At 74.5% G+C, this 12,196-nt stretch carries 11 protein-coding genes; 8 read left to right on the top strand and 3 right to left on the bottom strand.

What is annotated here, in order from left to right; genetic code table 11:
- Nucleotides 1-26 precede the first annotated feature (26 nt).
- Nucleotides 27-716, bottom strand: a complete 690-nt coding sequence (locus ACPFP2_RS11280) for a response regulator transcription factor (RefSeq protein WP_088978393.1) — start codon at nt 714-716, stop codon at nt 27-29.
- A gap of 73 nt (nt 717-789) precedes the next feature.
- Here ACPFP2_RS11280 and ACPFP2_RS11275 point away from each other — a divergent pair, with 73 nt between their 5' ends.
- A complete protein-coding gene (locus tag ACPFP2_RS11275) occupies nt 790-1,710 on the top strand; it encodes an ADP-ribosylglycohydrolase family protein (RefSeq protein WP_424088713.1) in 921 nt (306 codons plus the stop codon).
- Nucleotides 1,711-1,712: 2 nt separating this feature from the next.
- Here ACPFP2_RS11275 and ACPFP2_RS11270 read toward each other — a convergent pair whose 3' ends face one another.
- Complete coding sequence (locus ACPFP2_RS11270) at nt 1,713-2,552, bottom strand: DUF1775 domain-containing protein (RefSeq protein WP_424088711.1); 840 nt, start codon at nt 2,550-2,552, stop codon at nt 1,713-1,715.
- A 204-nt stretch (nt 2,553-2,756) separates the two neighbouring features.
- Here ACPFP2_RS11270 and thrS point away from each other — a divergent pair, with 204 nt between their 5' ends.
- The 5 genes from thrS (at nt 2,757) to ACPFP2_RS11245 (ending at nt 8,049) form a co-directional block, all read left to right on the top strand.
- A complete protein-coding gene (gene thrS / locus ACPFP2_RS11265; protein ID WP_424088709.1) occupies nt 2,757-4,772 on the top strand; it encodes a threonine--tRNA ligase in 2,016 nt (671 codons plus the stop codon).
- A gap of 87 nt (nt 4,773-4,859) precedes the next feature.
- The gene (locus tag ACPFP2_RS11260) at nt 4,860-5,630 is read left to right on the top strand and encodes a pectinesterase family protein (RefSeq protein WP_424088707.1); all 771 of its coding nucleotides are present in this window, start codon (nt 4,860-4,862) and stop codon (nt 5,628-5,630) included.
- A gap of 16 nt (nt 5,631-5,646) precedes the next feature.
- Nucleotides 5,647-6,204 carry an HIT family protein gene (locus ACPFP2_RS11255; protein ID WP_424088705.1) on the top strand — a complete coding sequence of 186 codons (558 nt, stop codon included), beginning with the start codon at nt 5,647-5,649 and terminating at the stop codon, nt 6,202-6,204.
- 49 nt (nt 6,205-6,253) lie between these two features.
- Nucleotides 6,254-6,886 carry a CG0192-related protein gene (locus tag ACPFP2_RS11250; RefSeq protein WP_424088703.1) on the top strand — a complete coding sequence of 211 codons (633 nt, stop codon included), beginning with the start codon at nt 6,254-6,256 and terminating at the stop codon, nt 6,884-6,886.
- A 104-nt stretch (nt 6,887-6,990) separates the two neighbouring features.
- The gene (locus tag ACPFP2_RS11245; protein ID WP_424088701.1) at nt 6,991-8,049 is read left to right on the top strand and encodes an aldo/keto reductase; all 1,059 of its coding nucleotides are present in this window, start codon (nt 6,991-6,993) and stop codon (nt 8,047-8,049) included.
- A 159-nt stretch (nt 8,050-8,208) separates the two neighbouring features.
- Here the strand turns inward: ACPFP2_RS11245 and ACPFP2_RS11240 are convergent, their stop codons facing one another.
- On the bottom strand, nt 8,209-10,371 hold the full coding sequence (locus tag ACPFP2_RS11240; RefSeq protein WP_424088699.1) for an elongation factor G-like protein EF-G2: 2,163 nt from the start codon (nt 10,369-10,371) through the stop codon (nt 8,209-8,211).
- A 254-nt stretch (nt 10,372-10,625) separates the two neighbouring features.
- On the opposite strand from ACPFP2_RS11240, the gene pgsA reads away from it, so the two are divergent.
- Together pgsA and ACPFP2_RS11230 are read left to right on the top strand one after the other, a co-directional pair.
- Nucleotides 10,626-11,246 (top strand): phosphatidylinositol phosphate synthase, encoded by a 621-nt coding sequence (gene pgsA / locus ACPFP2_RS11235; RefSeq protein ID WP_424088697.1) that lies wholly within the window; start codon nt 10,626-10,628, stop codon nt 11,244-11,246.
- The gene (locus ACPFP2_RS11230) at nt 11,243-12,193 is read left to right on the top strand and encodes a phosphatidylinositol mannoside acyltransferase (RefSeq protein ID WP_424088696.1); all 951 of its coding nucleotides are present in this window, start codon (nt 11,243-11,245) and stop codon (nt 12,191-12,193) included. Before pgsA ends, ACPFP2_RS11230 begins: the two co-directional genes overlap by 4 nt.
- The last annotated feature ends 3 nt before the right edge of the window (nt 12,194-12,196 follow it).

Genomic DNA, 12,196 nt, shown 5'->3' with positions numbered 1-12,196 from the left:
GGCGGTCAGGTAGGCCAGCGCCAGCCTCAGTCCGGGGCCACCAGCCGGAAGCCCACCCCCCGCACGGTGCGCAGGTAGCGCGGCTTCGCCGCGGACTCGCCCATCTTTCGGCGCAGCCAGTACAGGTGAACGTCGATGGTCTGGTCCTCGCCGACCGACGGCTGCCGCCATACCTCCTCCAAGAGCTCCCGCCGGGACACTACCCGGCCGGGTCGTGCGGCGAGATACGCCAGCAGGTCGAATTCCTTGCGGGTCAGCGCCAGCGGCTCCCCGTCGAGCAGCGCGCTGCGCTCGCCCACGTCCACCCGCAGCCCGCCGACGGTGTGCACCGCCGGCTGCACCGTCCGGCTGGCCCGGCCGACCCGGCGCAGCACGGTGGTGATCCGGGCGTCGAGGTGCGCGCCGGTGAACGGCTTGACCATGTAGTCGTCGGCGCCGGCGCGCAGCAGCCGGACCACCGACTGCTCGTCGTCGCGGGCGGTGGCGATGATGATCGGCACGTCGGTGATGCCGCGCAGCATCCGCAGCGCGTCGGAGCCGTCCAGGTCGGGCAGGCCCAGGTCCAGCACGACGAGGTCCGGCGTCTCGGCGGCGACCCGGCGCAGCGCGTCCAGCGCCGTGCCGACGGCGTGCACGGCATGCCCCCGCTCGGTGAGGGAACGCAGCATCGCGCCGCGTACGACGTGATCGTCTTCGACCAGGAGCACGGTGGCCACGTCAGCACCGTACTGCCCGTGGCAAGTTGATCGCGTTGCGGCGTACCGGCCGACCGGGCAAGCTGGCACGACGATGACGTTCACGCTGTTTCCCGACGCCCGGGCGGCCCTGGCCCGTGACAGCCTCGCCGGCCTCTCGGTCGGCGACGCCCTGGGATCGCAGTACTTCGTGCCGGGGCGGCACCCCGACGACGTCGCGGCCGGGCGGCTCCCGCCGCCGCCCTGGCAGTGGACCGACGACACGGAGATGGCCTGCTCCGTGGTCGCGGAGCTGGCCGAGCACGGCGACGTCGACGCCGACCGCCTCGCGCTCGCCTTCGCGCGGCGCTGCGAACCGTACCGGGGGTACGGGCCGGGCGCGGTGACGATCCTGCGGCTCATCCGCACCGGCACGCCGTGGCCGGTCGCCGCCGCGTCGGCCTTCGACGGGCAGGGCTCCTGCGGCAACGGCGCGGCGATGCGGGTCGGCCCGCTCGGCGCCTGGTACGCCGACTCCACCGCGAAGGCGGCGACCCGGGCCCGGGCGTCGGCCGAGGTCACCCACGCCCACGCGGAGGGAATCGCCGGGGCGGTCGCGGTGGCCGTCGCCGCCTCGCTCGCCGCCCGCGCCCGGCTCGACGGCGACCGGCCGGAGCCGGCCCGGCTGCTGGCCGCGGTCGCCGCCGCGCTCGATCCCGCCGCCGAGGTGGCCCGGGGGGTGCGCCGTGCCGTCGGACTGCTCGGCCGGCCGCTCGCCGAGGCGGTCGACGGGCTCGGCAACGGCTCCCGGGTCACCGCCCAGGACACCGTCGCCTTCACGCTCTGGGTGGCCGCCACCCACCTCGCCGACTACCCGACGGCGGTCCGCGCCTGCGTCGAGGCGGGCGGGGACGTCGACACCACCGCCGCGATCGTCGGCTCGGTGGTGGCCGCGTACACCGGGGTGGGCACTCCGGGCGGCGTGCCGGACGGCTGGCTGGCGGCCCGGGAGCCGCTGCCGGAGTGGGTTCGCTGAGGTCAGCGGGACCCCACCGGCTCGGTGGCGGACCCCAACGCCGGACGGTCGCCGTCGGTCCGGTCCTCCGTCGACGGGCCGTCCTCGGGCTGCTCGTCGTCGGGTTCGGCGCGGTGCCGGGCCCGGCTGACCGCCCAGCCGATCAGCGCGCCGCCACCCAGTCCGATCAGCAGGCCGCCGCCGAGCAGGACGTCCGCGCTCGGCCCGTCCCCGTCGGTCACCGGCGCGTCGGCCACCGCCGGCGCGCCGGCCGGATCGGCGGCCACGCCCCCGTGACCGTGCCCGGCCGGCGCCGCGCCGCCGGTCGGCGGGACCAGCGTCAGCGTCGGGGCCGGGTGGGCGCCGCCGGCCGGGTCGGCCCAGCGCACCACGGTCCCGTCCGAGTACGTCTGCACCACCTCGAAGTCCATCCGGTCGGTCTGCGGCAGTGGACCCATGGCGACGGAGAGCCGGGCCGGGCCGGGCGCCGGTGCGCCGGCGGCCCGGGTCCACACCACCGAGGCGGTCACCGTGGTGACCCCGGGGGCGTGGATGCCGGCCACCGGCCGGTCCAGGGTGCGGGAGGTCATCAGCGGCGCCCAGCCGTCCACCGACAGCGGGTAGACCTCACCGACCGGGGCGTCCTCCGGGAGCTTGAACTCGATCTTCTCGGTCCGCGCGCCCGGTCGCTCCTCGGGCACCACCAGGTGCAGCGTCACCGCCTCGCCCTGCGTCGCCTGCGTCGGCGTGGTCGTCACGCCCGCCGCCGACGCGGCCCCCGGCCAGCCGAGCACGCCGGCCACGGCCGTGGCCAGCACGAGTACGGCCCGGCCCCGCCGGCTGCCACTGCGGGTCGTCGTCATCCGTGCCCCCATCCGTCTCCACGCGGCCGGCACCGGCTCCGGCCACACCCGGTAGTTCGGACGGGAGGCCGAAAAGGTTCAACCGCGGGCGGGACGACATGCCGGGCCCACCCTTTCCCGACGACCGGGCGGAAAGGGGCGACCGATAGCATCGCAGGAGCCGGACCCCGGCACATCCGTACCGTCTGCAGCTGAGGAGTCACCGTGTCCGCACCCCGTACCCCCGCAGTGGCCGACCCCGTCGTCGTCGCCGCCGGGACGACGGCGGCCGACGCGGTGGCCGCGGCCGGGCTGCCCGCCGCCGGCCCGAAGGCGATCGTGGTGGTCCGCGACCCGCAGGGCCAGCTGCGCGACCTGGACTGGACGCCGGCCGAGGACACCACGGTCGAGCCGGTCGCCCTGGACACCCCGGACGGGTTGAACGTGCTGCGCCACTCGTGCGCGCACGTGCTCGCCCAGGCCGTGCAGGACGTCTTCCCGGAGGCGAAGCTCGGCATCGGCCCGCCGATCGAGAACGGCTTCTACTACGACTTCGCCGTGGACAAGCCGTTCCAGCCGGACGACCTCGGCAAGCTCGAGAAGCGGATGCAGGAGATCGTCAAGTCCGGGCAGCGGTTCCGCCGCCGGCGCTTCGACAGCCTGGAGCAGGCGAAGGCCGAGCTGGCCGCCGAGCCGTTCAAGCTGGAGCTGATCGACGTCAAGGGGGAGGGGCTGGACTCCTCCGAGGTGATGGAGGTGGGCGGCGGCGAGCTGACCATCTACGACAACCTCGCCGCCACCGAGGAGAAGGTCTGCTGGTCGGACCTCTGCCGTGGCCCGCACCTGCCGAACACCCGGCTGATCGGCGCGTTCAAGCTGATGCGCTCGGCGGCCGCCTACTGGCGCGGCTCGGAGAAGAACCCGCAGCTGCAGCGGGTGTACGGCACCGCGTGGCCGACCCGGGACGAGCTGAAGGCGTACCTGAAGCTGCTGGAGGAGGCCGCCCGACGCGACCACCGCAAGCTCGGCGCGGACCTGGACCTGTTCAGCTTCCCCGACGAGATCGGCTCCGGCCTGCCGGTGTTCCACCCCAAGGGCGGTGTGATCAAGCGGGAGATGGAGGACTACGTCCGCGCCCGCCACATCGAGGAGGGCTTCCAGTACGTCGGCACCCCGCACATCTCGAAGGAAGGGCTCTTCCACACCTCGGGTCACCTGCCGTACTACGCCGACGGGATGTTCCCGCCCATCGAGTTCGAGGGCGCGGACTACTACCTCAAGGCGATGAACTGCCCGATGCACAACCTGATCTACCGGTCGCGCGGGCGGTCCTACCGCGAGCTGCCGATGCGCCTGTTCGAGTTCGGCTCGGTGTACCGGTACGAGAAGTCGGGCGTCATCCACGGGCTGACCCGGGTGCGCGGCTTCACCCAGGACGACTCGCACTCCTACTGCACGAAGGAGCAGGCGCCGGCCGAGGTCAAGCACCTGCTGAACTTCGTGCTCGGCCTGCTGAAGGACTTCGGCATCGACGACTTCTACCTGGAGCTGTCGACCCGCGACGAGTCCAAGCCGGAGAAGTTCGTCGGCACCGAGGAGGACTGGGCGACGGCGACGGCGGTGCTGGAGCAGTGCGCGCGCGAGACCGGGCTGGACCTGGTGCCCGACCCGGGCGGCGCGGCCTTCTACGGCCCGAAGATCTCGGTGCAGGCCAAGGACGCGATCGGCCGTACCTGGCAGATGTCGACCATCCAGTACGACTTCAACCAGCCCAAGGGCTTCGGGCTGGAGTACCAGGCGGCCGACGGCACCCGGCAGCAGCCGGTCATGATCCACTGCGCCAAGTTCGGGTCGATCGAGCGTTTCGTCGGTGTGCTCACCGAGCACTACGCCGGGGCGTTCCCGGCCTGGCTGGCTCCGGTGCAGGTGGTCGGCATCCCGATCCGTGAGGACCACACCGACTACCTGCACGAGTTCGTGGCCACGCTGCGCGCCGAGGGCGTCCGCGCCCAGGTGGACAGCGGCGACGACCGGATGCAGAAGAAGATCCGCACCGCCCAGCAGCAGAAGATCCCGTTCATGGTGATCGCCGGCGACGACGACGTGGCGGCCGGCACGGTCTCCTTCCGCTACCGGGACGGCTCGCAGCGCAACGGCGTGCCGGTGGCCGAGGCGGTGGCGCACGTGCGGGACGTGGTCTCCTCCCGCACCAACTCCGGCCCGTCCGCCGTGGAGAACTGAGCCGCGACCGGCGTCAGGTGGCGGTGTCCGACGTCGGGACACCGCCACCGCTGTGCCCGGCCCCGGTCCGCCCGGGGCACGCGCGCCGTGGGCCGATCGCGGTGCGCTCCGGCGGGCGGTGAGCCCACCGGCGGTCGCTGGGGCACCTCCGGCAGCGCCTCGGTGACCGTCTCCGGGGACGGCTTCGCGGCCCGCAACCTCACCTTCGCCAACCTCTTCGACCCCGCCGCCCACCCGGAGATCACCAACCGGCAGGCGGTCGCCGTGCTCACCCGCGCCGACCGGCTCGTCTTCGACAACGTCCGGTTCCTCGGCCGCCAGGACACCCTCTACGTCAACACCCCCGAGGTGACCGTCGCCAGCCGGGCGTACTTCCGCAAGTGCCGCATCGACGGGGACGTCGACTTCGTCTTCGGCCGCGGCACCGCCGTCTTCGACCGCTGCGAACTGCGGTCGCTCAGCCGCGGCTCGACCAGCAGCAACAACGGGTACGTCACCGCCGCCAGCACGGACCGGGCCGTCCCGTACGGCTTCCTGATCCGGCGCAGCCGGCTCACCGGCACCGCCGAGCCGGACACCGTCTCGCTCGGCCGCCCCTGGCACCCCGGCAACGACCCGGCGGCGGCCCCCTGCACGGTGATCCGTGACTCCTGGCTCGGCGCGCACGTGCGCGCATCCACCCCGTGGAGCGACTTCGGCACCTGGTCCTGGCGCGACGCCCGCTACGCCGAGTACGCCAACACCGGCCCCGGAGCCGCGATCAACCCGGACCGTCCGCAGCTGACCGCCGAGGAGGCCGCCCGGCTCACCCCACGGACCTGGCTGGCCGGTGCGGACGGGTGGGACCCGCTGCGGTGACCGTAGGATCGGCGATGTGACTGGGGCGGAGCGGCACTTCGACGGCGGAACGGACAACGGCCTGGCCGACGGGCTGGAACGGCTCTGGACGCCGCACCGGATGACGTACATCTCGGGGGAGGACCGCCCCGAGGGCGGCTACGAGAAGCCCACCGGCTGCCCGTTCTGCCTGGCCCCCGGCCTGCCCCCGGGGCAGAGCCTGGTCGTGGCCCGGGGCGAGCACGTCTTCGCGGTGCTCAACCTCTACCCGTACAACCCGGGCCACCTGCTGGTCTGCCCGTACCGGCACGTCGCCGACTACACCGACCTCGACGCCGAGGAGACGGGCGAGTTGGCGGTCTTCACCCAGACCGCGATGCGGGTGGTCCGGAAGGTCAGCAACGCGCACGGCTTCAACCTGGGCATGAACCAGGGCGGAGTCGCCGGCGCCGGCATCGCCGCGCACCTGCACCAGCACGTGGTGCCCCGCTGGGGCGGCGACGCCAACTTCATGCCGGTGATCGGGCGGACGAAGGTGCTGCCGCAGGTGCTCGCCGACACCCGCGAGCTCTTCGCCCGCACCTGGCCCAGCTGAGCCGCCCGCGCGGCCCCACGGCGGCCGGCCCACCATTACGATCTTGCGCATGGCCCTGCTGCACCGCGCGGAACTGCGCCCCTCCAAGCTCGACCTCCTGGCGGCCTGGCTGCCCGGCCGTGACTGGTTCCACGGGCCGGTCGACGGCGACGTGACCCGGGTGGCGGCGTACCGCTTCGACGACCCGGCCGGCGCGGTCGGCATCGAGACGATGCTGGTCCGCGTCGGCGACGGACCGGTGCACCAGGTCCCGCTCACCTACCGCGACGCGCCGCTCGACGACGGCGACGACCGGCTGATCGGCACCACGCACCACTCCGTGCTGGGACGGCGCTGGGTGTACGACGCCTGCGCGGACCCCGTCTACGCCGCGGCACTGGCCTCGGCCGTCCTGGCCGGCACCGGCCAGGCGGAGGAGTTCTTCGAGGTCGACGGGGTGCGGGAGCGTCGCGCCCCCAGCATGACCATCGCCACCACCGGCGGCGTCATGGCCGCCCCGCCGGCCGTGGGCGCGCTGCGCGAGGTGGTGGACGCCGACCCCACGGTCATCGTCACCGACAGGGTCGAACTGGCCGTGCCGCGCCTCCTGGTGGCCCGTGACCGGTCGGACGCCGCCACCCTCACCGGCGCCTGGGACGGCCAGCCCGACCCGCTGCCGCTGGCGTACGCCACCCTCCGCTAGGGGTCCGTCCAGCTTCCCGACCGACCGGCCGTCCCATGTGGTCGATCCTGCACCGGCGGTGACGTTCCTGCACCCCCTGGCGCGGGAGGTGACAGGATGCGGCGATGGCAGTGACGACACGGACATTGGGTCGCAGCGGCATCGAGGTCAGCGCCCTCGGCATGGGGTGCTGGGCGATCGGTGGCCCCTGGGCCGAGGGGACCCGGCCGCTGGGCTGGGGCAGGGTCGACGACGAGGAGTCGGTCCGGGCCGTCCGCCGGGCGCTCGACCTCGGCGTGACCCTCTTCGACACCGCCGACACGTACGGGGCGGGGCACGGCGAGCGCATCCTCGGCCGGGCCCTGGCCGGCCGCCGCGACGAGGCGGTCATCGCCACGAAGTGGGGCTACACGTTCGACGAGCGCACCCGGCAGGCCACCGGCGAGGACGCCTCCCCGGCGTACCTGCGTCGGGCGGTCGTCGACTCGCTGCGCCGGCTGGACACCGACCGGATCGACCTCTACCAACTGCACCTGGGCGACCTGCCGCTGCCACGGGTGCAGGCGCTGCTCGGCACGCTGGAGGACCTGGTCGCCGACGGGCTGATCCGCGCGTACGGCTGGAGCACCGACCGGGCCGACCGGGTCGCGGCGTTCGCCGAGGCGGCGCCGCGCGCCACCGCCGTGCAGCACACCCTGTCGGTGCTCCGGGACACCCCGGCCATGCTGGCCGCCTGCGACAAGCACGACCTGGCCAGCGTCAACCGGGGCCCGCTCGGCATGGGGCTGCTCACCGGCAAGTACACGACGGAGTCGACACTGCCCCGCGACGACGTGCGCGGTCTCGCCCCGACCTGGCTGGAGTGGTTCCGCGGCGGCCGGCCGGCGCCGGAGTGGCTGCGTCGGGTCGCCGCGGTACGCGGCGCGCTGACCGCCGACGGCCGGACCCTCGCCCAGGGCGCGTTGGGCTGGCTCTGGGCACGCAGCGGGCGGACCGTGCCGATCCCCGGCTGCCGCACCGTGGCCCAGGTCGAGGAGAACGCGGCGGCGCTGCGCCTCGGCCCGCTCGCCCCGGACCACTTCGCCGAGGTGGAACGGCAGCTCGCCGGGCTGCGCGCCGCCGCCCTGCGCGACGCCGACCGCCCGTACTGGCCGATGCCCCCGGTCCCCGCCGTGCGCCCCTGACCCGCCCCCTCGCCTCCGCACCCCACGCCCTGGATCCCGCTCTTTCAGAGAAAGAGTGGCTATTCGGCGTCGGACAGCCACTCTTTCTCTGAAGTTGCAGGTCGGGGATGGGGTGCGGCGAAGGAGCGCGGGGCGGGGCGGGGCGGGGGTGCGAGGGGGTCAGGGGCGGGTGGGGTGTTCCTTGCGCAGCTGCTCGGCGAGGTGGGCGGGCATCGGCTCGTACCGGGCGAACTCGCGGCGGAAGGTGCCGGTGCCGGAGGTCATCGAGCGCAGCTCGACGGCGTACCGGAGCAGTTCGGTGGCGGGCACCTCGGCGCGGACCAGGGTGCGGCCCTCGGCGTCCGGGTCCGGTTCGGTGCCGAGCACCCGGCCTCGGCGGCCGGACAGGTCGCCCATCACCGCGCCGACCGAGCCGTCGGGCACCCGGACGGTCACCTCGTCCACCGGCTCCAGCAGCGCCGGCTGCCCCTTCTCGGCGGCGTCGCGCAGGGCCAGCGCCCCGGCGGTCTGGAACGCCGCGTCGGAGGAGTCGACGCTGTGCGCCTTGCCGTCGACGAGGGTGACCCGCAGGTCCACCACCGGGTGACCGGCGACCAGGCCGCGCTCCATCTGCGCCCGGACGCCCTTCTCCACCGAGGGGATGTAGTTGTGCGGGACGGCCCCGCCGACCACCTTGTCGACGAACTCGAAGCCGGCGCCCCGGGGCAGCGGCTCCACCTCGATGTCGCAGACGGCGTACTGGCCGTGGCCGCCGGACTGCTTGACGTGCCGGCCGTGCCCCCGGGCGGGCACGGCCAGCGTCTCGCGCAGCGACACCCGGACCGGCTCGGTCTCCAGCTCCACGCCGCCGGTGCGCAGCCGGTCGAGCACGACGTCGGCGTGCGCCTCGCCCATGCACCAGAGCACCAGCTGGTGGGTCTCCGGGTTGCGCTCCAGCCGCAGGGTGGGGTCACCGGCGACGAGCCGGCCCAGGTTGCGGGCCAGGGCGTCCTCGTCGGCCCGGCTCTTCGCCACGATCGCCACCGGCAGCAGCGGCTCGGGCATCTCCCACGGGGCGATCAGCAGCGGCTCGTCCCTGGCCGAGACGGTGTCGCCGGTCTCCGCGCTGCCCGACTTGGTGATCGCGCAGATGTCGCCGGCGACGGCGGCGGGCACCTCGCGCAGCGTCGCGCCCAGCGGACTGTAGACGTGCCCGACCCGCTCGTCGGCGTCGTGGTCGGGGTGTCCGCGCTCGGCCATGCCGTGCCCGGAGACGTGTACCACCTGGTCGGGGCGGAGGGTGCCGGAGAAGACCCGGACCAGCGAGACCCGGCCGACGTGCCGGTCCACGGTCGTCTTGACCACCTCGGCGACCAGCGGGCCGTCCGGGTCGCAGCCCAGCGGCGGGCGGGGGGAGCCGTCCACCCCGGTGACCGCGGGCAGCTCGTGCTCCAGCGGCGACGGGAACGCGGCGACCAGCCCGTCGAGCAGCACGTCCAGGCCCACGCCGGTCTGCGCGCAGACCGGCACCACCGGGTAGAAGTGGCCCCGGGCCACCGCCTTCTCCAGGTCGGTGACGAGCACCTCGGTGTCGATCTCCTCGCCGCCGAGGTAGCGGTCCATCAGGGTCTCGTCCTCGCTCTCGGCGATGATCCCCTCGATCAGCTCGTTGCGGGCCTCCAGGATCGCCGGCAGGTGCTCCGGGTCCGGCTCGCGCACCGTCGCGGGCAGGCCCGCCGAGTAGTCGAAGACCCGGCGCGTGATCAGGCCCATCAGCCCCGCCACCGACTCGCCGTCGTCGCCGAGCATCGGCAGGTAGAGCGGGAGCACGTTGTCGCCGAAGACCCGCTGGCAGAGCGCCACCGCCTCGTCGAAGTCGCCGCGCGGGTGGTCCAGCCGGGAGACCGCCACGGCGCGCGGCATGTCCACCGCGGCGCACTCCTCCCAGAGGGCGGCGGTGGCCATGTCCATGCCGTCCACGGCGGAGACCACGAACAGCGCGGCGTCGGCGGCGCGCAGCCCGGCCCGCAGCTCGCCGACGAAGTCGCCGTACCCGGGGGTGTCCAGGAGGTTGACCTTGACACCGGAGTGCACGAGCGGCGCGCACGCCAGGCTCACCGAGCGCTGCTGGCGTACCGCCGCCGGGTCGTGGTCGCAGACGGTGGTGCCGTCGGTGACCGTGCCGGCCCGGCCGATCGTGCCGCTGGCCGCGAGCAACGCCTCGACCAGGGTGGTCTTGCCCGCCCCGGAGTGCCCCACGAGCACCACGTTGCGAACCCTGCCGGGCTCGGTCACCACCGGCGCGCCGCCGGTGACACCCTTCTCCTGGTTCTTCTGCGCCATCGCGGCGCACCTCCCTCAGCCGTGGTTGGTGGCGACCGCCGCGCGCGACGGGAAGCGGGCCCGGGGCGGGTGCCGCGGCGATATCCTCCGGTGCTCTCCTGGACGACGGGTAATCAGGCCGCTCGGTCGGTGAACTGGCTCACCTCCCACACTCGATCTCACACCCGTTGCCGACGCGGCACAAGCCTCCGCCACGCGGGTCGGACGAGGTGGCCGTATCGCCGCCGGGTGCCGGCCGTTATCGTGGGACCGCCATGGCGAAGATCTTCCAAGTGACGGCCCGCGCGGGGATGACCCGCGTCGTGGAGCCGGTCGCGCGCGGCCTGCTCCGCGCGGGCGTGTCCCCCAACGCGGTCACCGTGACCGGCACCCTCGGCGTGCTCGTCGGCGCCCTCGGCTTCGGCGCCCGGGGCGACCTGGTCGCCGGAGCCCTGATCGTGACCGTGTTCGCGCTCACCGACCTGCTCGACGGGACGATGGCCCGGATGAGCGGCGGCTCCACCCGGTTCGGCGCCTTCCTCGACTCGAGCATGGACCGGATCGCCGACAGCGCGGTCTTCGGCGCGGTCGCGTACTGGCTGGCCACCGAGGGCAACCACTCGGGGGTGGCCGCCGCGCTGCTCTGCCTCGCCGCCGGCGGGCTGGTCTCCTACGTCAAGGCCCGGGCCGAGGGGCTCGGCATGAGCGGCGCCGTGGGCATCGCCGAGCGCACCGAGCGGCTGCTCATCGTCGGCGTCGGCGGTCTGCTCACCGGCCTCGGCGTCGACCCGGCCCTGGAGATCGCGCTCTGGCTGCTCGCCGCCGTCTCGATCTTCACGGTCGGGCAGCGGATGGCCTACGTGTACCGGCAGGCCCAGCGGGTCGGCCAGGAGTGAACCTCACCGAGCTCGGCTACGTCGCCGGCTGGCGTGTGGTCCGGGCGCTGCCCCGGCCCGTCGTGGCCGCGGCGTTCCGGGCGGGCGCCGACCGCGCGCACCGCGCCGGCGGCGGGGGTACGACCCGACTGCGCGCCAACCTGCGCCGGGTGGTCGGCCCCGACCTGCCCGAGGCCGAGCTGGACGACCTCGTCCGGCGGGGGCTGCGCTCGTACGCCCGGTACTGGATGGAGGCGTTCCGGCTGCCCGCGTTGAGCCGCGCCGAGATCCTGGCCGGGTTCCGGCTGGCGCCGGAGGGCATCGACCGGCTCTCCGCCGACGTGGCCGCCGGGCGGGGCGCGGTGGTCGCGCTGCCGCACGCCGGCAACTGGGACGCGGCCGGCGCGTGGGTGGCGGCCACCGGCTGGCCGATCACCACGGTCGCCGAGCGGTTGAGGCCCGAGGGCCTCTACGAGCGCTTCCTCGCCTTCCGGCAGGGGCTGGGCATGGAGATCCTGCCCACCCAGGGCGGTCCGCGTCCCGCCTTCGACGTGCTGGTGGACCGGTTGCGCGCCGGTACGGTGGTGCCGCTGCTGGCCGACCGGGACCTCTCCGCCCGGGGCATCGAGGTCGACTTCTTCGGCGGCCGGACCCGGATGCCGGCCGGGCCGGCGCTGCTGGCGCTGCGCACCGGCGCGCCCCTCTACGTCGCCTCGATGTGGTACGAACCGGACGCCGCGTGCGCCTCGATCTCCGGTCCGCTGCCGCTGCCCGACCCGGACTCCGCCCCGCTGGACGCGCGGGTGCGCACGGTCACCCAGCGGATTGCCGACGGTCTGGCGGCCGGGATCGCCCGCCATCCGGAAGACTGGCACATGTTGCAGCGGATGTGGCTGGATCAGCGTGCGGCGACCGACGGCGGCTCCCGCCCCTCGGCGCAGCCGCCGACCAGCACCGGGACGAACTGAGGG

The organism is Micromonospora citrea, from assembly GCF_049629545.1.
Lineage (GTDB): Bacteria > Actinomycetota > Actinomycetes > Mycobacteriales > Micromonosporaceae > Micromonospora > Micromonospora citrea_A.
This window is presented reverse-complemented; position numbering and strand designations above follow the sequence as displayed.